Genomic DNA, 20,603 nt, shown 5'->3' on the forward strand with positions numbered 1-20,603 from the left:
CATGGCCCCGCTGCCGCGCGGCACCGCGCCGCTCCTCGACATCGCGCAGGTCCGTGAGCTGTCCTGGCGCAGCCCCTGGCGCGCCACGCTCGCCATCGCCCGCCAGTGGGCCGTGATCGGCGCGGCCGCGGCCGGGGCGATCTGGTGGGGCCAGTGGTACGGGTATGTGCTCGCGATCGTGGTCATCGCCACCCGCCAGCACGCGCTCGCGGTGCTGATGCACGACGGCGCGCACCGCCTGCTCTTCGCCGACCGGCGGATCAACGACCTGCTCAGCGACGTGCTGTTGGCGTTCCCGCTCTTCATCAGCACGACGCTCTACCGCCGGCACCACCTGGAGCACCACCGCTGGCTGAACACCGAACGCGACCCGGACTTCGACCCGGCAGCCTTGGACAACACGACGGGGGACTGGGTCCGGCTCTTCGCCAAGGACGCGGTCGGCCTGGGCCTGCTCAAGACGGTGGGAACCCTGGACCAGTTCTCCCTGCTGCCGGTCCTGCGCGGCGACCGAGAGGCGGCCCGCGCGATGGGCGCCGCCCGCCGCAACCTGTTCCTCGGCGGCCTCGCCCTGCTCGTGACGGCGCTCGTGGTCACCGGATGGTGGACGGCGTTCCTGCTGCTGTGGATCGTGCCGATGCTCACGGCGCTCAGTATGATCCTGCGCCTGCGCGACATGGCCGAACACGTCGGCTGCGACCAGGACTCCGGCATCGGCGGAACCCGCACGGTGCTCGCCCCTGCCCTGGAACGCCTGCTGTTCTCGCCCTGCCGGATCAACTACCACCTGGCGCACCACCTCTACCCGAGCGTCCCCTGCTACCGCCTGGGCGAACTGCACCGCCGCCTCATGGAGAACGAGGCGGTGCGCCGCAAGGCCCATGTCTCCCGCTCCTATCTGTTCGGCAGGTCCAGCGTGCTGAGCCATGTCGCGGAGGCACGGCGCGCCCGCGCCACGGGATGAGCCGCACTTCACCTCGTACACACGATTTCTGACGTCCCGTCACTGACTCACGCCGACTCTCACCCACCCTCACCGAACCGATCCCGAGGAGCCCGATGGGCATCACAGCACAGGCGCGCCTGCGCCACGTCGACGCCTTCCTGCGCACACGCGGCCTGCAGGCGGCCGCACTGGAGCAGACCCTGCGCGCAAGGACGGGCGACGCCCGGCACTTCCTGGTGACCAGCTCCCCGGTCCACGGCCTTGCCAACGCGACCAGCGACGTGGACTTCATCCGGATCCAGCGCGCACCCCTGTCCGGGGCGCGGATGGCCACCCAGATCTTCGAGGGCCCCCACCACCTCGAAGCCGTCTCCTTCTGCGACGACGAGGTCGACAGCGCACTCGCCGACCTCACGGAACTGGCCGCCGCGCCCCCGCGTGAGGTCGTCCTCGGCCACCGCGCCTGGGACAAGCGGCACGAGCTGCGCCGCAAGTACCTGGAACGGCTCGTCAACGGCGTGGCCCTGGACCGGACCCTGCCCTACGAGGACCGGCTGCCGCAGCTCGCCCGCGTATGGAAGTGGTCCTCCCTGCACACCGCGGCCGAGCAGGTCTTCTTCCTGGCCCTGGCCGAAGCGGCGGGTGAGGAGCGAGGACGTGCCGGCTACGCGGCGAACGCCCTGCTCCACCTCATGGACGCCGTGCTCTCGCACCACGGTGACGTGTACTCCAACCGCAAGTGGTATCTGCTGCGCTGGACCCGCTTGCGCGCCGAACTGCCGGGCAAAGACCCCCTGTTGACGGCCGTGGACGCGCTGCGCACCCACGTCACCGAGGCACTGGCGGGAAAGGTACAGGGGCCGCTGACCCCCGCCTTCACCGAGCTGCTGACCAAGGTCTACGCCGACGCGGGCGAGGGCCACAAGCCCTCCCTGGCCGTGGAGTCGGCCTCCGACGCGGTACGTCGCCGGTTCCTGCCCGGCGCCGACATGGTGCTCGGCGCGGCGGCGGGCTTTCTCGGCCCCGAGCCGCTGCCGACCGGGGAGATCTCCCTCTCGCAGCCGCCGGCGGACTGTGCCCGGCCCGCCGACCTGCTGCGCGCCGCCCGGGTGGGCGCCGTGCGCCTGCTGCCCGCCTGACCGTTCGACACCGCACCCGGCCCACTGCCTTGAGGAGCCCGATGGATCTCGCCTTCTTCCCCGACGTACGTGCCGGACGGGGCCTTCCCCCCGAAGCGGCCGTCCGGTCCTGGGCCACCGTGGCCTGGCTGCTGTCCGTCGACGGCCGCGCCTACGTGGAGGATCTGGACGGCGGCGCGGACCAGCCGCAGCTGCGGCAGGTGGTCAAGCTCCGCCTCCTCGAACTGCTCGCTGAGATCGACATGCGGCTGACCGGAGCCGAACCCGGCGGTGAGGGCCACCAGCTCGCCCTCGCCCTCGAGTACGGGCTGAGCGCGGCGTGCCGCGTCGACGGCGGCGAACTGGCCCAACTCTTCGCACTGAACGAGGAGTTCGGCGGGGACGCCTCCGACGACACCGGTGTACGCGAGCTGTGGGCCCGGCTGTGCCAGGAGTTCCCCGGGCAGATCCCCGATCCGTTGCAGGCGAGCGGACAGCGCGAGGTGCTGCAGGCGCTGCGCGACTGGTCCCGGCTGTGCGAGGCCACCGGAAGCGACGCCGCGTTCCTCGAACCGTTCCTCAAGGACGCCTGAAACAGACGGAAGCGGCTGGAAGCAGCCGGAAACAGCCTGCGACAGTTCGGAACAGGAGAGACGCGCACCCATGGGATTCGTCGAACGCTACGGAGCGGCATTCGGCCGCTCCAAGGCACTGCTGCTGAGGATGTCGGGCCTGCTCGCCGCGGAAGCGGAGGCCCAGGGCGCCTGGATCACGGACGGTGCCGGGCGCCGCTGGCTGGACTTCGGCTCGTTCGGCGTCCATCTGCTCGGCCACCGGCACCCGCGGATCGTCGCCGCCGCCCGCGAGCAGCTGGAACTGATGGGCCTGTCGGGCAAGGTCCTCGGCAACACCGAGGCCACCGAGTGCGCCGAGGCGCTGATCGGCGCCGCCCCCACGGGCCTGGACCGGGTGGCCTTCGCCAACAGCGGCGCCGAAGCGGTCGACATGGCGATGAAGATGGCCGCCCTGGCCACCGGCCGCGGCGAGTTCGCCGCCCTGCGCGGCTCCTACCACGGCAAGACCGCCGGAGCCCTGCACCTGTCCGACTGCTTCGCGGTGCGCTCCCCGCTGCCGCTGGCGGCACCGGCCCACTTCCTCACGCCGGGCGACCTCGACGAGGTCCGACGCGTGCTCGCGGGCAGCACGGTCGCCGCGGTGTTCGCGGAACCGGTCCAGGGCGAGGGTGGCATCCGCCCTGTCGACCCCGGCTACCTCCAAGGACTGCGGCAGCTCTGCCACGACACGGGCACCCTGCTGGTCCTCGACGAGATCCAGACCGGCCTCGGCCGCTGCGGCCGGCTCTGGCGGTCGGCGGACGACTGCCCGCCCGACCTGCTGCTCAGTGGCAAGGTCCTGGGCGGCGGGCTGATGCCGCTGGCCGCGGTCGTGTACCGCGGAGCGAAGATCGGCGAGAGCGCCGTCGACCCGGTGGTCCTCGCGTCCTCGTTCGCCGGTGGCGCCCTGGCCGGGCGGGTGGGACGCACCGTGGTCGAACTGGTCCGCACACCACAGTTCGTCGACGACGCCCGGCGGCTCGGCGCCCACGCCCGCAAGCGCCTGGCGGAGTCGCTGGGCGACGATCCACGCATCCGTGACGTGCGCGGCGAAGGGCTGATGATCGGCATCGAGGCCAGGACCCCGGGCATCGCGGGCCAGATCGTCCTCAAGGCCGCCGAACGCGGCGTGCTGCTCAGCTTCTGCCTCAATGCGCCCCAGGTGCTCCGGGTCTATCCCCCCGCGGTGATCGGCCAGGACGACCTGGACGGCGGGCTCGACGCCGTGGCCTCGGCGGTCGCCGACATTCCCGCGTGATCCCTTCGCGCTGAAGCGCCCTCCCCGCAGAAATGTGGGCCCTACAGAGAAAGGCGGCATCGTGCCCGTAGTCCGTACCGAGGTCGACATCGACGACGTCTCGCTGGAACACGTGTGGAACGTCATGTGCGACTTCGAGGCGCACGCCGGCTACATGGACGACGTCCTCGGTATCCGGTTCATCGAACGTGAGGCGGACACCGCGCTGAGCTCCTGGCGCGTGCTCCTCAACGGCAGTGAACTCACCTGGGACGAGCGCGACGTGTTCACCCCCATGCGGCGCATCGACTTCGACCAGACCGAGGGCGACCTGGAGGTCTTCCGCGGGTACTGGGCGCTGGAGCCGACGGCGTCCGGCGTCCGGGTCGTCCTGGAGATCGAGTTCGACATCGGCATCCCGTCGCTCGCCGCCGTCCTGGACCCGATCGGCATCCAGGCCATCGAGTCCAACTCCCGCAGCATGCTCGCCGCGATCCGCGACCGCCGCCCGGCGGTGGTCGCCCCGTGACACCCTCTGTCCCTGCGCGCGTGCTGGTCACGGGGATCGGTGGGGCGGTCGGCCGCGGTCTCGCCGAGGCCCTCGCGGCCGATCCGCCCGCCGCCGAGGTCGTCGGAGTCTTCAGCGGCGAACGCTCCCGCGACGCCTTCATGACCCAGGTGCCCCGTCCGGTACGCGCCCTGGTGCGGCCCGTGGTGTGCGATCTCGCCGACGCCGGGCGGACGTCGGGGTTCGCCGACGAACTGCCCCCGGCGGACCGCACGGTGGTGGTGCACGCTGCCGCCAACGTCAGCTGGACCGCGAGCCCGGAAGCGGCCCGGCACGGCAATGTGACCGTCACCCGCAACGTCGCCGACCTGGCCCGCGGGCTCGGCCCCGGCACCCGGTTCCTCTACGTGTCCTCGGCCTACACGGCGACCGAGGGATGGCACTACCGCAACACCTACGAATCCACGAAGGCAGAGGCCCAGCGGCTGCTGTGTTCCGCCTACGCCGACCTGGCCCCGTCCGTCTTCTCCTGCAGCCTCGTCGTGGGCCACAGCCGGACCGGTGCCATCGGCCGGTTCCACGGGATCTATCCGCTGCTCGCTCTGATCGACCGGCACAGTCCTGTCCTGCTGCCGGGCGAACGGGACCGCAGGATCGACATCGTGCCGGTCGACTGGGTCGCCGCCGAACTGGCCGGGATGGTCCACCGGACACTCCGGGGCGGCACACCGCAGGACGTCGTCGCGGCAGCGGGCCCGGCGGCCCCGCGCCTCGGCGAGCTCGTCACCGAGGCGGTCGGCGCGCTCAACCGGCTGCGGGCCCGGGCCGGCGGCCGCCCCCTGGAGCCGATCGCGTTGGTCCCCTTCCGGCGCTGGGACTTCCTGCGGCGCTCCTTCGACGCCTGGCAGGTGAAGGGGGTCGCCCTGCCGGACCGGGCCCTGCTCGACCGGCTGATCGGCGTGTACCGGCCGTACTTCGAGGACGACCGGGTGCTCGCCCCCACCGCCGCCACGCGGCCGTGCCCGCCGTGGCAGGAGTATCTCGACGCGGTGGTCGGGCACTGGTTCGCTCAGCAGGGCCGACGTGCGCGAACGCCCGTCGGCGCCCGGGGCGGAGGATGACCGTCCTCGTCTTCGTCCTGTGTGCCGCGGTGGTGCTGTGCGCCGTCGAGTCCCAGGAGGCCAGGACCGTTCTCGCGGCGGCCGCTTCGGTGCGGCGGGCCGATGCCGCGATCGCCGCTGCCGGGACCGCGGCGCTGCTGGTCGCCGCGGCCGTCGGCCTGGCCGTCGCCGGCTCGCCGGGGTCCTGGGCCGAGACCGTGGGCGGCGGGATCGTCCTGGCCGCGGGACTGCAGTGGCTGATGTGGGCGGTGCGCAGGGAGACCGGTGAGGTGCCGCTGCGCGACGAGGCCGCCGTCTTCCGGCGGACGTCGGCGGCGCTCGCCTCGGCCGGTGCGGTGCGCGGACCGGCGGCCCGGGCCCTGGCACGGGCCGGCTGCGAAGCACTGGTCGTGGCCTGCGGCCTCGGTCTGGCCATGGAACGGCCCGCCTGGTGGCCCGCGTCGGCGCTCGCCGCGGTTCTCGTGGCGACCGCCCCGGCCCTGGCCGGACGGGGTCCTCGGGCCGTGCTGCCCGAGCGTGCGGCGAAGGCGGCGGTCGCCGTCCTGCTGACCGCCGTGGGGGCGTACGCCGTCACCGACGCGGCAGCCGACCCCCGGGTCGTCGTGGCGGTCCTCGCGGGCACGCTCGTCGTGGTGCCCCGTTCTGTGAACGCGTCCGCCCCCGCCCCGACCGGCGAGCGCCGCGCACCGGCGCGGGCGGCGCTCGACTTCGTCGTCGGCCGCGACGCCGCGGTCTGGTGGGCCGTCGCGCTCCTGCTCGCCGTGCCGCACCTGCCGTGGGAGCCGGTTCGCCGAGGCCCCGCGGGCACGCTGCTCACCGCCGCCGTGCTGAGCGCCACCACCCTCACCGCAGCCGTACGTCACCGGCAGGGAAACAGCCGCGATCGGGCCGCCGCGGCCCCCGAGAACACCGCAGAAGGAGTACGTCCATGACCCCGCAGCACCCGCAGAACCCGGCCCAACTCCGGCTGCCCGGAAAGGAGTTCAGTGCCCCCGAGTCCGCCGCCGTGCACGGCGGGCACGAGTGGCGGCTCGGCATCACCCCGCCCGTCGTCACACCCATCTTCCAGACCGCCGCCTACGAACTGCCCAGCACCGCCGCCGCGGCCGGCATCTTCGACCTGCAGCAGGACGGACACGCGTACTCGCGCCTCAACAACCCCACCTGCGACGTCTTCGAAGAGCGGATGGCGGCGGTCGACGGCGCGGCGGCAGGACTCGCGGTCGCCTCCGGTCAGGCGGCCATCACCCTCTCCCTGCTGAACCTGTGCCAGGCCGGCGACAACATCGTCAGCTCCGACGAACTGTACGGAGGCAGCTGGAACCTCCTCGCCAACACCTTCGCGCGGTTCGGCATCGAGGTACGGTTCGTCAGCCCGGCCGAACCGGACAACTTCAAGGCCGCCAGCGACGAGCGGACCCGCTGCTTCTTCGGCGAGACCCTGCCCAACCCCCGGCTGCGGATCTTCCCGATCGAGGCGGTCGCCGCGCAGGCCGAGGAACTCGGCATCCCCCTGGTCCTCGACAACACCATGCTTCCCTACCTCTGCCGGCCCATGGAGCACGGCGCCCATGTCGTCGTCTACTCGGCGACCAAGTACATCGGCGGCCACGGGTCGACGCTTTCCTGGGCCAGGAGACCACGGACGACTGGACGGTCGTATCCGACGCCGCGTTCTCCCTCATCGGCTCGATGAACCTGTCCCTGTCCGCGGGCGGCTTCCTGTCCCAGATCAGCTGGCTGTCCATCGGCTGGTCGGTCGGCGCGGCCACCGGCGCCGCGCTCGCCCCGGAACGCGAGGGCGCCCGCCCGATGGTGTTCGTCGGCGACGGCGCCTTCCAGGAGACCTGCCAGGAGATCTCCACGCACACCCGGCTCGGGCTGCGCCCGGTGGTGTTCGTCCTGGACAACGGGTCTTTCTACGGCATCGAGCAGATGTTGGTGCACCCGGCCTACTACGCCGGACAGGACCCCGCCGAGCCGGACTTCTACAACGTCCTGCACCCCTGGCACTATGACCGACTCGCGGCCGTCTTCGCCGGCAAGGACACCCCGGCGAGCGGCCTCAGCGTCGCCCGCCCCGCGGAGCTGGACGACCTGCTGGCCCGACTCGGCGACCCGCGCGACCCGGTCAACGCCGGACCCCTCCTGGTCCGGCTCCGGCTGCACCGGCACGACTATCCGCGGGCCATGGCGTACAAGGTGCCGAAAACCTCGTGACCGGCATCCTCGTGACCGAAACTCTCACAGCAGAAAATCTCGCAACAGAAAATCTCGAATCCCCAGGGGGAAAGAAATGGCTGATCTGAACGTACTGATCGCGTTTGACGCCGCCACGATCGTCGAACAGAATCCCAACGCGTCACGGAACCCCGACGCGCCGACCTACGTCGACCAAAGCCTGATCTACATGACGACGCGGCACGACCACATCGTCGGCACTTCGGGCGCCGAGCTGAACCTGCGGGCCGAGCCCGGGGACACCATCCGGTGGCGGGAGACGACGGTGTCGCTGGGCAGCGACTACAAGGCGCTGCTGTACAGGTACGTGAGCAGCGACCGCGATCACACACTCATCAGGACGCCGGAAATCGAGGTGGTCGACGGCGTCTATCCGCTGCCGCGGGAGGACAGCGAGGGCCGTCCGGATTTCGTGACGCAGAAGTACCAGGACCACTACTGGCGCACGACGGTGAAGAGCGTCGGCAAGGTCGTGTACCACTTCTACTTCCAGATCCTCGACCGGCACCGGCAGTTGAAGGGGTACTTCCAGTGGGACCCCTTCATCACCATTGAGGACTCCTGACGGTCCGGCCGTGACGGGCGGCGGCGGTCACCGCCGCCGCCCGTCGTGGCTTCCTGGTATTGCCCTCCCGTGGGCTGGGGCCGTCGCCGGTGCCTCGTCCCGGCGGCCATGCCCGGCGCCGTTACCGTCGTTTCTCAGGCCGCCTCGATCACCGCAGCAGCCCGAACGGCGCCCAACCACACGGCTGCTTACGGCGGCTGTCGTTGGTGACTTCGGTCTCGCGGCGGTGGGTTGATCAGCGCCTGCCAGTGCCTCCCCGGCCGGGGGGACACCCCGGGGCATGGCCGCAGAACCACGGTCCGAAGGGGCGGCTCGGGCGCACTGCGGCCTGTGAGTGCGCTTCCGCCGCTCTGTACAACACCTGGTCGCAGTCGTGCACGGCCCGACCGGTGACCGTGCACCCGATCACCTCGAACTGGTCGATCGTCGACCAGGCGGGACCGCACGACCAGCGTCGACTGGACGTCCCGACGGCTCAGCATGGCCAGCCCCACGGTCTCCCTGCTCGCAGTGATGATCCGGGAGCCCGGTGGCTCGCCCCCTACGGAGCGAGCCGCTGGGCCGGGCTGGATCAGGCTGCCGGAGTTGGTGCCAGCAGGTCTGCAGGGATGCCGCCCTTGTCAGGGGCGTAGAAGTTCTTGATCTCGGCTTCCCAGACATCCACCCCGATCCGGTCGGCATCATCGGGCCTGAGGGCCTCGAAGAGGGCTTGGATGTTCGCCAGGTCGAAGCCGACACCCCTCAGCATGCCGGTGAACACCGGTCGTGTGACGGTACCGCTGCCGTCCAGGTCACCGAGGCGTGCGAAGCCGGCCGCGAACTCGTCGATCGCCCCGCTGAAGCGCTCCGGCGACAGGACGCATGCCTGGTACTCGTCGTAAGTGATCTGGCCGTCGTGATGGGTATCGAGTTCGCCGGCCAGCGTGTTCCAGTAGCGCGTGAAGCCGGCCTGCATGGCCTGCTTCCGTGCCTCGTCGGATCCGGGCACGGCCGCGGCAACCCGGCTGCTCATCAGATTGAAGTCGTCGGATTCCAGGACCCCGTTGCCGTCGGCGTCGAACAGGGTGAAAACGAGTTTCACACGGTTGACCGCTTCACTGCGCATGGGCTCTTACCTTTCGTCAGGCCAGGAGATGGGACGGCCGTTCGTGCCCGCCGCGCCGTACGGTGCGCGACGGCACGGCGGCGTACCGGTGAGCCGCCGACAGGTGCGGCGAAACACCGCGCGGGGCGGGGGAAGCCGTATCTGCGGCGGGCCGGTCGCATGGCCGTCGCGCTGTCACTATGCGGGCTGTGGAATCCGGTGTCCCGGGGAGAGCTGGCTTGTCAACAGAAAGAGTGGAGATGGCGCCGATCCGGCATGAACCGGCCTCTTCGCCGCCCAGTCGGCGTCCCGTCCCACGCCTCCTCGATGGCGGCCCCGGCCTTGCCCATGTCGTCGGCCGAGCCGCTGAAGACCACCTGCACGTGCGCGACCCAGCCGTCGCTGTGCTCCACACATCGAGCCCCCTCTGCGGATCGGACGGGAGCTGGTTGGAACCGGCGCGCACGGCGCACTGGGTAGACCGGCAGCACCCCGTTCGGTCTTCGCACGCCCTACCGGTGGTCACGGGCCGCCCTCAATGATGAGCAAACCGCAAGAAATCCAAGCGACTCCGCACCCCTGCCTCCTGGCCAGGTGGATATGCGGGGAAGGAGCACACGTTGTTACTTCTCATCTCCCCAGACAGCGTCGAGGAGGCCCTCGACTGCGCGAAGGCGGCGGAGCATCTCGACATCGTGGATGTCAAGAAGCCGGATGAGGGCTCGCTCGGCGCGAACTTCCCGTGGGTCATCAGGGAGATCCGCGACGCGGTCCCGGCGGACAAGCCGGTGTCCGCCACCGTGGGAGACGTGCCGTACAAACCCGGCACAGTGGCCCAGGCGGCGCTTGGTGCGGCTGTCTCCGGAGCCACCTACATCAAGGTCGGCCTCTACGGATGCACGACACCCGACCAGGCTGTCGATGTCATGCGAGGGGTAGTCCGGGCAGTGAAGGAATATCGGCCGGACGCCTTCGTCGTCGCCTCGGGCTACGCCGACGCCCACCGGGTCGGCTGTGTCAACCCGCTCGCACTGCCCGACATCGCCCTGCGCTCCGGCTCCGACGCGGCCATGCTCGACACCGCGGTCAAGGACGGGACACGGCTGTTCGACCACGTTCCGCCTGAGGTCTGCGCGGAGTTCGTGCGGCGGGCCCACCAAGCCGATCTGCTCGCCGCCCTTGCGGGCAGCGTGAAGGTGGGAGACCTCGGTGCACTGACCCGCATCGGCACGGACATCGTGGGTGTGCGCGGGGCGGTCTGCGAGAGGGGCGACCGCAACACCGGAAGGATCCAGCCGCAGTTGGTTGCCGCCTTCCGGGCGGAGATGGACCGGCACGCCCGAGAACACACGGCTGCCGTAACCGCCGCGAGCTGACCGCCGGCATGGCCACGCATCAGCCCGGCACGTGCCCGTGATCCCCGGCAAGCGCTTCGCCGTCCTCGATCCGGCAACCGGCGAGACCTTCGACGAGGCTCCCGACCAGCAGCCGGACGAGCTGGACGCCGTCGTCGGCCGGGCCCACGAGGCATGGCGCAACTGGCGGGCCGACCCCGGCGCCCGCACCATCGCATTACTCGAGGCAGCCGACGCCGTGGAGGCGGCCGGGGCGGACATCGCCCCCTTGCTCACCCGTGAACAGGGCAAACCCCTGGCCGAGTCGTACAAGGAGATCGCCCGCACGGCAGCCCGCCTGCGCTACTTCGCCGAGCTGGCCCCACAGCCCCAGCCCATCATGGACGGCCGGCCGGTACGCAGCGAGATCCGCTGGCGCCCGCTCGGGCCCGTCGCCGCGATCATCCCGTGGAACTTCCCACTCCAGCTCGCGTCCGCGAAGTTCGCGCCCGCGCTCGCCGCAGGCAACACGATGGTGCTCAAGCCCTCCCCCTACACACCCCTCGCCACACGGCTGCTGGGATCCGTTATTGCCACCGCCCTTCCCGAGGACGTACTGACGATCGTCACCGGTCACGAACCCCTCGGCGCCCGCCTCGCATCCCATCCGGGGATCCGCCACGTGACCTTCACCGGTTCGATTCCCACCGGACGGGCCGTCGCGCAGGGGGCAGCGGCCTCACTCGCCCGCGTCACCCTGGAATTGGGCGGCAACGACGCGGCCATCCTGCTGGAGGACGTGGATGTGGAGCGGATCGCGGACCGGCTGTTCTGGGCGGCGTTCCGCAACTGCGGCCAGGTCTGCATGGCGGTCAAGCGCGTCTACGCCCCGGCTCGGCTCTACTCGCCCGTGGTCGAGGCCCTCGCACAACGCGCGAAGACCGCCGTCGTCGGAGCCGGCCTCGCCCCGGGAACGCAACTGGGACCGGTCAACAACGCCGCGCAACTGGCCCGGGTCGAGGACTACACGGCGCAGGCCCTGGCAGACGGCGCCCGAGCCGTGGCCGGGGGCCGCCGGCTGGACCGGCCGGGCTACTTCTTCGCCCCGACGATCTTGGCGGATGTCCCGGTCGACAGCCCGGTGGTGACGGAGGAGCAGTTCGGGCCCGTCCTGCCGGTGCTGCCGTACGGGAGCGTCGACGAAGCTGTCGAGGCGGCCAACGACACCGGTTTCGGGCTGGGAGGCTCGGTATGGGGGACCGACCTCGACCGGGCCGAGGAGGTGGCCGACCGGCTGGAGTGCGGAACGGCATGGATCAACCACCATGCCGAACTGTCCCTCGCCCAGCCTTTCGCGGGCTCCAAGGAGAGCGGTGTCGGTGTCGCGGGCGGTTCATGGGGGCTCTACGGCAACCTCAGACCGTTCGTCGTGCACCGTCCGCAGGAGGCGTGACGATGAGGTTCAACGCGGCGGTACTGCGTTCGTACGAGAGCCGATTCGCCGTCGAGGAGGTGCTCCTGAACACGGGACCGGCCGACGGCGAGATCCTGGTCAAGATCGCAGGCTGCGGGATGTGCCGGACCGATCTCGCGGTCCGGCGCTCGGCGGGCCGCTCACCGCTGCCGGCGGTGCTCGGCCACGAAGGTGCCGGGGTCGTGGCGGAGACGGGAGGGCCCCACACCGGCCTGAGCAACGGCGACCACGTCGTACTGAGCTTCGACTCCTGCGGCCACTGCCGGAACTGCTTGGACGCTGCCCCCGCCTACTGCGACTCCTTCGCCTCGCTCAACCTCTTTGGCGGGCGCAAGGAGAACGCCGTGCGATTCACCGACGTGGCCGGGGACGAACTGGCTCCCCGGTGGTTCGGCCAGTCCTCGTTCGCCGAGTACGCGGTGGTCCCGGCCCGCAACGCCGTGCGGGTCGACCCCTCGCTGCCCATCGAGCTGCTCGGACCGCTCGGCTGCGGGTTCCTCACCGGCGCCGGGGCGGTCTTCAACTCCTTCGCCGCCGGGCCGGGCGACACCCTCGCGGTCTTCGGCGCAGGAGCGGTGGGCCTGGCCGCAGTGATGGCGGCCACCGCCTCCGGAGCGGTGCCCCTGGCCGTCGACCGGCACCCCGAACGGCTGGCCCTCGCCGAACGATTCGGCGCGACCCCGCTGCACGCCGCAACACCCGACCTGCCCGGCCGCATCCGGCGACTGACCGACGGCGGCGCACACTACGCGCTGGACACCACGGCCTCCGTCCAGCTGATCAACGACGCGCTCCGGGCTCTGCGCCCGACCGGCCACCTCGGTCTGGTGGCACGGCTCCACACCACGCTGTCGCTCGAACCGGGGGCGCTGGACCGAGGCAGGAGAATCTCCCACATCTGCGAGGGGGATGCGGTACCGGGCCTGCTGATTCCGCGGCTGACCGGGCTGTGGCAGGCCGGGCGGTTTCCGTTCGGCGAGCTGATCCGTACGTATCCGCTCGCCGACATCAACGAGGCCGAACGCGACTGCGAAGCGGGCCGCGTGGTCAAACCCGTCGTGATTCCGGAGGGTAGGAACCGATGAGTGAGGCATTCAACGTCCCTTGCCTGTCGATCGGCCCTCATCAACCGTCATCTGATTGGCCGCCACCTGACGAAACACCTCTGGACTCCGCTTCGCTGTGGCCGGCCCGCGCGGCGACCTGCCCCGTGCCGGGCCGGCCCAACTGAGGAACCGGGTGGCCGCAGGTCTGTGCGCCATCGGGCACCCCTCGGAAACACGGAGCCCTGAGCGGTGTTGTCGCGCGTCCACCCTCGATCCGTCAGTCGCATCCCTCGCTGTTCGTGGTCCCAATTCGCCAACGGAGGAAACGTGGTCGGCACAACGCATCACAACACCGGCGTGGAAGGCGTGGAAGGAGGTGTAGGGGTGACCGCTCTCATGGTCGCCGCGGCACGGGCGATCGAGACCCACCGCCACGACACCCTGGCACGGGACGTCTATGCGGAGCACTTCGTGCGCGCCGCACCGGCGTCCGCCGGCTGGCCGGTCCGCATGCAACAGGTCCCGGACGGGGACGCGAACCCCCTGTGGGGACGGTTCGCGCGTTACTTCGGTCTGCGGACGAGGGTCCTCGACGACTTTCTTCTCCGGTCGGTGCACACGGGAAGCGCCCGCCAAGTGGTGCTGCTCGGGGCGGGGTTGGATGCGCGGGCTTTCCGGCTCGACTGGCCTCCCGGGTGCGTGATCTTCGAGATCGACAGGGAAGGAGTGCTGGCGTTCAAGCACGAGGTGCTCGACGGACTGTCGGCCACCCCGAAGGCAGCGCGCGTACCCATCCCGATCGATCTCCGCGCCGACTGGGTCGGAGCACTCGCCGACGCCGGCTTCGACACGACCGTACCGAGCGTCTGGCTGGCCGAGGGGTTGCTGTTCTACCTGCCGACCGTCGCCGAGACGAACCTCATTGACATGGTGGACCGGTTGAGCACGGAAGGGAGCGCTCTGGCGTTCGAGGTCAAGCTCGACAAGGACTTGCTGGAATACCGCGACAGCCCGCTCTACACCTCGACGACACAACAAATCGGCATCGACCTACTCAACCTGTTCGACAAGGAGCCGCGGCCCGACTCCGCAGGTGACCTGGCGAGCAAGGGCTGGTCCACATCGGTCCACACCCCCTTCGACTTCACCCGCCAGCACGGACGCGGCCCGCTGCCCGAGCAGAACGACGCCCTGGCGGGTAACCGGTGGGTGTTCGCGAACAAGCCCCGACCGTAACGCTGCAGCCGGGCGACCGGGCCCGGACCCGACACGTCGCTGTCCCATGCCCAACTGGCGGCCGGACACGTCGGTGCTCGGTGTAGCGCTAAAGGAACGGCTCGAAGAACTCCGGCAAGACCTCCGCCCGCTGACGAGGCTGTTCTTGAAGCGGTATGCGGTCATCCCGCAGGTGCGTCGAACAGCCCCGGGGAGTCGGGCAGAGCCCGGCCGATTCCCAGCTCTTTCTGGCTCCGGCTTGTCCTCGACTGCGGGAAGATCCCCAGCCGCAGCCAGAAACCCGTACCGGGGTCCTCGCCAGGCACGAGCCATACGGGCACGTTCTTCAACAGGCTTCGCAGGCACATGTCGGACGTCCCACTGGAGAAAGCGCCTTGCAGACGCCCTCGCAATGATCCAGACGTACGCCGAGAACAAGATCCTGATCAGGGCGCGCGGCCGCGGGGCGGGCCCTGACTTCGCCAACCTGAGGGCGTACTGTGGCAGCCGTCCATCCCTCTTGCTCTCACCAGTCAAGGTGATTCTGAACGAGGGGAAGTTCGCCAGCAGCAGCCCTCGCGGCAAGGCTGACAGGAGACTCCGGGTTCCCGAGGACATCGACCCGTCGGGATACCCGGCAATGCTGGAACGCATCCGCATCGGAGACGGAGCGCCACCCGCACCGCACCTGCACTACCTCGATGACACGGATCAAAGCGGCCTGATCGTCGTGGGATTCTTCGGTGAACACCTGCACAACGCCAGCACTAACTAACGGGGGAGACCAGGAAAACAGGCTCCGAACTCCCCTCTGCTCCCAAACGCAAGGTAGCCGTCAGGGCTCGGTGAGCGGGGTCTTCGATTTCGTGGCGGGGCACATTCTTGGTCTTGTCGAGGTGTCCGTAGGCCGAGGACCGGGGCACTCCGAACAGGTCTGCGATCTGCTGGACGGTCTTCTCCCGGGCGTCGTAGAGCTGCTGGGCGAGCTTGGCCTGGTCGGGAGTGAGCTTGGGCCGGCTTTCCCGGACCGGCCGCGGGCTCTCGCGGAGGCGAGCCCGTCGTTGGTGTTCGCCACGATCAGCTCGCGCTGGGGTCTGGCGAGCACGGACAACATTCCCAACATCGCCCGCCCTTCCATGGTGGAGGTGTCGACGCCCTGCTCGATGACGTGCAGGACTCGCCAGCCCGCTGGCTGGGCTGGACCCACGATCGGCATTCGACCACGCTCGCACGGAAGTTGGAGGACGTATGCGGGCGGCGCTGCCCAGCCGCGCTGGAAGGCCGGGGCCGGGCCAACGAGAGTGAGTCGGTGTCAGACGCGTCGCTGATACTCGGATGATTTATCAGGTGAGAGGGAGTCGGTGTGAAGGAGTTGCAGGACGGCATAACCCGCCTACTGCCTGACGTGGTCAAGGCGGAGATCGAACCAGAGAGCTGTCCGACCTGGTTGCGGCGGCCAGGGCAGATCGAGTGCGCCGGCATGTGGGAGACGGTCGCGGCGATCTACGGCGCGCTCACTGGGCTGGTCCTGCCGGAGCAGGCCCCTTCTCGTGAGCGGCGGAGCCTGGACGTCCTGCTGACCTACGAGAATGGGCAGCAGCAGATCCTGGAGGTTGACGAGAAGCAGCACTTCACCGCGGCCCGCGCTCTGACGCTGGAGTGCTACCCGGCAGGCGTGAAGCTCGGCTTCGACGCTTCTCGATGGATGGCAAGCTCGATTCCGTCGGACGAGCGTAGTGACTCCAGCAGGCGTATCAGGTCAGACTGAGACAGGGCCATCGCGCACCTCCATGGTTGAACTGGCCGTTTACCACGGAGAGTTGCACGGTGGCCCGCCTCATGCGCAGGGAGCGCAAGCCCCCGATGGAGGTACGCCCCGCGACCAAGCCCGCGCACACCTCAACCTTGATCGGCTACACCACGAAGCGGGGCACCATCAATGCGCCGCCGCGCCGGCCAAAGCATCGAGGTTCTCTTCCGTCACTACGCCAAGTTCCTCGACGGCGTTCGAGAACAGGCGAACCGCCTCATCGAGCAGTCGATGCAGGAGTGGGGGCGTGTCAGCCAAGGCGAAGCAACCGAGGGCTGAAGCGTGGGTTTGGTCCGTGACTGGTCCGGAAGTACTGGTCAGGAGCGGTACAGGTGCGGGAGGAACTGGGAGTTAGCACGCAAGCCGCTCTCGCCCGAGAGCAAGCTGAGGGAAAGGCGCCTGACGGGTGAAAGACCAGGTCAGGCGCCTTTTTTCGTGCGCCCAGAAGAAGCCCAGCTTCTTCGGCGAGTACGACACCAGAAGATTCTTCGTCTGCTGGTGGTCACAGATCGCGACCAGCGCCCTGACGACGCAGGCGGCGGCCGACATGGTCGGCCGCCGCCTGGCGGAAGGGATTCAGGTTCATATGCGTGGAGTGACGCGGTGTCAGCTGACCGCGCTGCCCGAGACCCACTCGGTCCACGGCATGTTCCAGTCGCTGAGGCCGTTGTCCGGGGCCAACGTGGTCTTGTCCTCGGAGTTCTTGACGATCACGACGTCACCGGTCATCGAGTTGTCGAAGAACCACGCGGCGGGCTGCCTACCGTCGCCGCCGCCCTTGACGTCCTTCAGGCCCACGCAGCCGTGGCTGGTGTTGACCTTGCCGAAGATCGAGTCGGCACCCCAGTAGTTGCCGTGGATGAACGTGCCCGAGTCGGTCAGACGCATGGCGTGCGGTACGTCCTGAATGTCGTACGCGGGCTTGCCGTCCTTCTTCATGAGGCCGACACTCGCACCGTTCATATGGATCTGCCCGAACTTCTCGGAGATGACCATCCGACCGTTGTACGTCGAGTGCTCAGGGCTGCCGGACGAGATCGGGATGGTCCTGATCGTCTTGCCGTCCCGTACGACGGTCATCTGCTTCGTCCTGGCGTCGACCGTGCTGATCTGGCTTCGGCCGATCTTGAACGCGACCGTCCTCTGGATGCCGTGGCGGGTGAGCTTGACGGTGACGGTGGAGCCGGGCTTCCAGTAGTTCTCGGGGCGGAAATCCAGGCGGTCGTCGTTGAACCAGTGACCGACGATCCGCTGCCCGCTGCTGGAGCTGACCTGGATCTCCGACTCCACGGCGGCCTTGTCGCTGATCGCCTTGTCGAAGGAGACCGTCACCGGCATGCCCACGCCGACGGTCGAGCCGTCCTCGGGGGAGAGGTGCCCGATGAAGTCGTTGGCCGGGGAGACCGTGGTGATCGTGGCGTTCCCGGTGACGGAGCGGCCCTTGGCGTCCTCGGCCTCTGCGGCGACCTGGTATCTGGCGGCCCGCTCCAGCCGGCCGTTCGACTTCCAGGACGTGCCGTCCGCGGACAGGGTGCCCGGAATCTCGGCACCGGTCGCGACGGCGGTCATGGTCACCTTGGTGAGCGCGCCGTTGCTGACCGTGACTTTGACGGGGCTGTTGATTCGGACGCCGTAGGCACCTTGCCCGGGCGTGATCTTTATCCGGGCGTCGGAAGCGTCCTGGGTGCCCGCCTGATCTCCCTGCGCATGCGATTTCAGCTGATTCCCGGCGGCGTCGCCGCTGGTGGCAGCGTTGCTGGTACCGCCGAGGGCCGTGAGTGCGAGTACGCCGCCGAGTACGCCGGCCGTAGCCATCAGCCCGGTGTGTCGCTTACCTAGTGTGATCAAACGCTTCTCCCATGCCACTGGTCGTTGAATCCCTGGAGCTGGTTACCGGAGGACTGGCAACCGGCATTAAACAACCACTTTTATGCATTCATCCGTCCTGAAGGGAGTGAATGTGGCGAATTCCACGCGTCGCGAGAGCTTCGCCGCGGCTCCGCTCGGCGGCCGGATCGCCGCGTAGTGGATCTGCTTTCGCCGCTCAGTGCGGGCCATGGCGGGGACGCTGCGATGGGCGTGGTGCCGGTCACAGGCAACGGCCCGTACAGCTGAAGGCCGCCGTCGAGGGCAGCGGCAACGCCTACATGAACGGTATGCACGCCGCCGTTCTCGGCACTGCCGATGACGGCCGGCTCGGTCAAGGTCATCTTCCTTGTCAGCGACGACATATGCCATCAGGACGCCGGCAGCAGTTACGTGCGCGGGTACTCCAAGGGCGCGCAGAAGGCATGGCTGGAGAAGGAGCTGCGCAGTGCCCGCGCCGACCGCGGTATGGACTGGATCGTGGTGTGCGTGCACCAGGTCGCCGTCAGCACCGCCGACCAGTTCAACGGCGCCGACCTGGCGATCCGGCAGGAGTGGCTCCCGCTGTTCGACCGATTCGGCGTGGACCTCGTGGTGTGCGGCCACGAGCACCACTACGAGCGTTCCCACCCTGTGGGTGCCGACAACCCTGTCACCCACGCTGAGCTGCGACTTGAGGGTCACGGTGTGATCACATCGAAAGCGCTCGTGAGCCCGTCGGCGCACGCTTGGGAATCGTGACGTTCCGTCTGGCCTACCGATTCGGCTGCCTCCTGCTCGGCTGGCTGCGCCTGCTGGCCCGCTCCTCCGCGGCCAAGGATGTCGAGATACTTGTACTCCGGCAGCAGCTGGCCGTCCTGCAGCGCAGCAGCCTCAAGCCCGCCTTCACCCGCGGGGACCGCGCCGTGTTCGCAGCCCTGCTCCGACTCCTGAGCAAGCGTCACCGTTCAGCGCTGAAGCTGCTGGTCACTCCGCGTACCGTGCTGCGCTGGCATGCGAGGCTGGTCGCGAAGAAGTGGACCTATCCGCACCGCGGCCCGGGCCGTCCGGCCAAGCCCGAGGCACTCCGCGCTCTGGTGCTGCGCCTGGCCCGCGAAAACGACGGATGGGGGTATCGCCGTATCCATGGCGAACTGCTGAACCTGGGCTGGGAGGTCGCCGCCTCCACCGTTTGGGAGATCTTGCAGCACGCCGGGGTCGACCCGGCGCCCCAGCGGACCAGCCGCTCCTGGACCCGGTTCCTCAAGGCCCAGGCCACGGGCATCCTCGCCGTCGACGTCTTCCACGTGGACACGGTTTTCCTGCGGCGTCTGTTCGTCCTGTTCTTCATCGAGCACGGCACCCGTCGCGTCCACATCGCCGGTGTCACCCGGCACGTCACCGCCGCGTGGGCCACCCAGTGCGCCCGAAACCCCTCACGGGCCTGGACGACACGCGCACCATCGGCATCCGGTACCTGATCCGCGACAACGCCGGCTACTTCACTGAGGGCTTCGACGCGGTCTTCAGCGCTATCGGCGCCCGGGTGGTGCCCATCCTTCCGGGCGTGCCCCGGATGAACGCGATCGCCGAGCGCTGGGTGGGCTCGACCGCATCGGGCAGCACCTTCACCACCTCGACCCCGCTGCGCACCACCACGCCCAGCCGGTCGAGCCCGGCCCGCAGATACCCCTTGGCCTTCGCATTCATGGCCGCATCGGGTTCGGTCCGGCCCAGCAGCACGACGTTCAGCTCCGGGTGCTGCTCGGCGATCTCCGCCGCCGACTCGACGCCGGTCAGTCCGCTGCCGCCGACCACCACCGTGCCGCTGCCGAGCCGCGCCAGCCGTTCGGCCAGCACCCCGGCGTCCTGGGCACTGTTCAGGGTGTACGCGTGGTCCTCGACACCCGGCACCGCCGCCGTGTCGGCCACGCTGCCCAACCCGTACACCAGCGTGTCGTAGTGCAGGACCCGGTCGTCGTCGATCCGCACCGTCTTCGCATCCGCATCCACCGCCGTCACCCAGCCGCGCACGAACCGCGCGCCCGTGCCCTCCAGCAGCTCCGGGATACTCAGCTCGGCGAGCTGCTGCCCGGTCGCCGTCATGTGCAGCCGCAGCCGCTCGGTGAACCGCTCCTGCGCATTCACCAGGGTCACCTGCACGTCCCCGCGCCGCTTGACCCGAGCCGCGAGCTGGATAGCCGCGGACATGCCCGCGTAACCCGCCCCCAGGATCACAACACGGTGGGTGGTCGCCCTGCCGGCTTCGTGCTGTGCGCTCATTGCTTCGCCTTCCTCCGCTCGCTGTTGACGACCACCAGATGGAAGATGCCGCCCCGTCCGTGACATGAGGTCGATGTGATGCGCGACACGGTCTACTTGGTGACGGTTCCGCCCCCTGGGTTGAGCCCGCAACCAACTGGGGCGAAGAGCAGGGGCGGGGAT

The 20,603-nt window shown here is 69.5% G+C and carries 21 protein-coding genes and 3 pseudogenes; 19 read left to right on the forward strand and 5 right to left on the reverse strand.

What is annotated here, in order from left to right; translation table 11 throughout:
• The first annotated feature begins 1 nt into the window (after position 1).
• From OG747_RS38830 to OG747_RS38875, 10 genes and pseudogenes are all read left to right on the forward strand, one after another.
• Positions 2-964 (forward strand): fatty acid desaturase family protein, encoded by a 963-nt coding sequence (locus tag OG747_RS38830; RefSeq protein ID WP_405884026.1) that lies wholly within the window; start codon positions 2-4, stop codon positions 962-964.
• A gap of 95 nt (positions 965-1,059) precedes the next feature.
• Positions 1,060-2,085, forward strand: coding sequence for a DUF6001 family protein (locus OG747_RS38835; protein ID WP_405884027.1), 1,026 nt, complete (start codon positions 1,060-1,062; stop codon positions 2,083-2,085).
• A 41-nt stretch (positions 2,086-2,126) separates the two neighbouring features.
• Positions 2,127-2,657 (forward strand): DUF6031 family protein, encoded by a 531-nt coding sequence (locus tag OG747_RS38840; protein WP_405884028.1) that lies wholly within the window; start codon positions 2,127-2,129, stop codon positions 2,655-2,657.
• 70 nt (positions 2,658-2,727) lie between these two features.
• Positions 2,728-3,936 carry an aspartate aminotransferase family protein gene (locus tag OG747_RS38845; RefSeq protein WP_405884029.1) on the forward strand — a complete coding sequence of 403 codons (1,209 nt, stop codon included), beginning with the start codon at positions 2,728-2,730 and terminating at the stop codon, positions 3,934-3,936.
• A gap of 61 nt (positions 3,937-3,997) precedes the next feature.
• On the forward strand, positions 3,998-4,444 hold the full coding sequence (locus tag OG747_RS38850; protein ID WP_405884030.1) for a type II toxin-antitoxin system RatA family toxin: 447 nt from the start codon (positions 3,998-4,000) through the stop codon (positions 4,442-4,444).
• The gene (locus OG747_RS38855; RefSeq protein ID WP_405884031.1) at positions 4,441-5,544 is read left to right on the forward strand and encodes an SDR family oxidoreductase; all 1,104 of its coding nucleotides are present in this window, start codon (positions 4,441-4,443) and stop codon (positions 5,542-5,544) included. Before OG747_RS38850 ends, OG747_RS38855 begins: the two co-directional genes overlap by 4 nt.
• On the forward strand, positions 5,541-6,476 hold the full coding sequence (locus tag OG747_RS38860; protein WP_405884032.1) for a hypothetical protein: 936 nt from the start codon (positions 5,541-5,543) through the stop codon (positions 6,474-6,476). The genes OG747_RS38855 and OG747_RS38860 overlap by 4 nt, the downstream gene beginning before the upstream one ends.
• A pseudogene (locus OG747_RS38865) lies at positions 6,473-7,108 on the forward strand (PLP-dependent transferase); the annotation flags it as partial. The gene OG747_RS38860 and the pseudogene OG747_RS38865, both read left to right, overlap by 4 nt.
• Positions 7,021-7,764, forward strand: a pseudogene (locus tag OG747_RS38870) (thiamine pyrophosphate-dependent enzyme); the annotation flags it as partial. The pseudogenes OG747_RS38865 and OG747_RS38870, both read left to right, overlap by 88 nt.
• Positions 7,765-7,840: 76 nt before the next feature.
• Positions 7,841-8,350 (forward strand): inclusion body family protein, encoded by a 510-nt coding sequence (locus tag OG747_RS38875; protein WP_405884033.1) that lies wholly within the window; start codon positions 7,841-7,843, stop codon positions 8,348-8,350.
• A gap of 571 nt (positions 8,351-8,921) precedes the next feature.
• Here the strand turns inward: OG747_RS38875 and OG747_RS38880 are convergent.
• Together OG747_RS38880 and OG747_RS38885 are read right to left on the reverse strand one after the other, a co-directional pair.
• Positions 8,922-9,455 carry an EF-hand domain-containing protein gene (locus OG747_RS38880; RefSeq protein WP_405884034.1) on the reverse strand — a complete coding sequence of 178 codons (534 nt, stop codon included), beginning with the start codon at positions 9,453-9,455 and terminating at the stop codon, positions 8,922-8,924.
• Positions 9,456-9,676: 221 nt separating this feature from the next.
• Positions 9,677-9,847: a hypothetical protein gene (locus OG747_RS38885; protein WP_405884035.1), complete on the reverse strand. Its 171-nt coding sequence runs from the start codon at positions 9,845-9,847 to the stop codon at positions 9,677-9,679.
• Positions 9,848-10,054: 207 nt separating this feature from the next.
• Here OG747_RS38885 and OG747_RS38890 point away from each other — a divergent pair, with 207 nt between their 5' ends.
• From OG747_RS38890 to OG747_RS38910, 5 genes are all read left to right on the forward strand, one after another.
• Positions 10,055-10,810 carry a (5-formylfuran-3-yl)methyl phosphate synthase gene (locus OG747_RS38890; protein WP_405884036.1) on the forward strand — a complete coding sequence of 252 codons (756 nt, stop codon included), beginning with the start codon at positions 10,055-10,057 and terminating at the stop codon, positions 10,808-10,810.
• A 31-nt stretch (positions 10,811-10,841) separates the two neighbouring features.
• On the forward strand, positions 10,842-12,221 hold the full coding sequence (locus tag OG747_RS38895; RefSeq protein WP_405884037.1) for an aldehyde dehydrogenase family protein: 1,380 nt from the start codon (positions 10,842-10,844) through the stop codon (positions 12,219-12,221).
• Between the two features lie 2 nt (positions 12,222-12,223).
• Positions 12,224-13,327, forward strand: a complete 1,104-nt coding sequence (locus OG747_RS38900; protein ID WP_405884038.1) for an NAD(P)-dependent alcohol dehydrogenase — start codon at positions 12,224-12,226, stop codon at positions 13,325-13,327.
• A 288-nt stretch (positions 13,328-13,615) separates the two neighbouring features.
• Positions 13,616-14,524 (forward strand): class I SAM-dependent methyltransferase, encoded by a 909-nt coding sequence (locus OG747_RS38905; RefSeq protein ID WP_405884039.1) that lies wholly within the window; start codon positions 13,616-13,618, stop codon positions 14,522-14,524.
• Positions 14,525-14,915: 391 nt separating this feature from the next.
• A complete protein-coding gene (locus OG747_RS38910) occupies positions 14,916-15,278 on the forward strand; it encodes a hypothetical protein (RefSeq protein ID WP_405884040.1) in 363 nt (120 codons plus the stop codon).
• Between the two features lie 60 nt (positions 15,279-15,338).
• On the opposite strand, the gene OG747_RS38915 is transcribed toward OG747_RS38910, so the two are convergent.
• Positions 15,339-15,719: a recombinase family protein gene (locus tag OG747_RS38915; protein WP_405884041.1), complete on the reverse strand. Its 381-nt coding sequence runs from the start codon at positions 15,717-15,719 to the stop codon at positions 15,339-15,341.
• Positions 15,720-15,866: 147 nt separating this feature from the next.
• Between OG747_RS38915 and OG747_RS38920 the strand changes: the two genes are divergently transcribed.
• Both OG747_RS38920 and OG747_RS38925 read left to right on the forward strand, forming a co-directional pair.
• A complete protein-coding gene (locus OG747_RS38920) occupies positions 15,867-16,271 on the forward strand; it encodes a hypothetical protein (protein ID WP_405884042.1) in 405 nt (134 codons plus the stop codon).
• Positions 16,272-16,442: 171 nt separating this feature from the next.
• Entirely contained in the window at positions 16,443-16,592 is a 150-nt protein-coding gene (locus OG747_RS38925) for an integrase (protein ID WP_405884043.1), read from the forward strand.
• Between the two features lie 327 nt (positions 16,593-16,919).
• Here OG747_RS38925 and OG747_RS38930 read toward each other — a convergent pair whose 3' ends face one another.
• Positions 16,920-18,128, reverse strand: a complete 1,209-nt coding sequence (locus tag OG747_RS38930; RefSeq protein ID WP_405884044.1) for an Ig-like domain-containing protein — start codon at positions 18,126-18,128, stop codon at positions 16,920-16,922.
• Positions 18,129-18,497: 369 nt separating this feature from the next.
• On the opposite strand from OG747_RS38930, the gene OG747_RS38935 reads away from it, so the two are divergent.
• The gene (locus OG747_RS38935) at positions 18,498-18,920 is read left to right on the forward strand and encodes a metallophosphoesterase family protein (protein ID WP_405884045.1); all 423 of its coding nucleotides are present in this window, start codon (positions 18,498-18,500) and stop codon (positions 18,918-18,920) included.
• A complete protein-coding gene (locus OG747_RS38940; protein WP_405884046.1) occupies positions 18,917-19,639 on the forward strand; it encodes a hypothetical protein in 723 nt (240 codons plus the stop codon). Before OG747_RS38935 ends, OG747_RS38940 begins: the two co-directional genes overlap by 4 nt.
• A 100-nt stretch (positions 19,640-19,739) precedes the next feature.
• Here the strand turns inward: OG747_RS38940 and OG747_RS38945 are convergent.
• Positions 19,740-20,441 (reverse strand): annotated as a pseudogene (locus OG747_RS38945) (NAD(P)/FAD-dependent oxidoreductase); the annotation flags it as partial.
• Positions 20,442-20,603: the final 162 nt, after the last annotated feature.

The sequence above is a fragment of the Streptomyces sp. NBC_01384 genome (genome assembly GCF_045040035.1).
GTDB lineage: Bacteria > Actinomycetota > Actinomycetes > Streptomycetales > Streptomycetaceae > Streptomyces.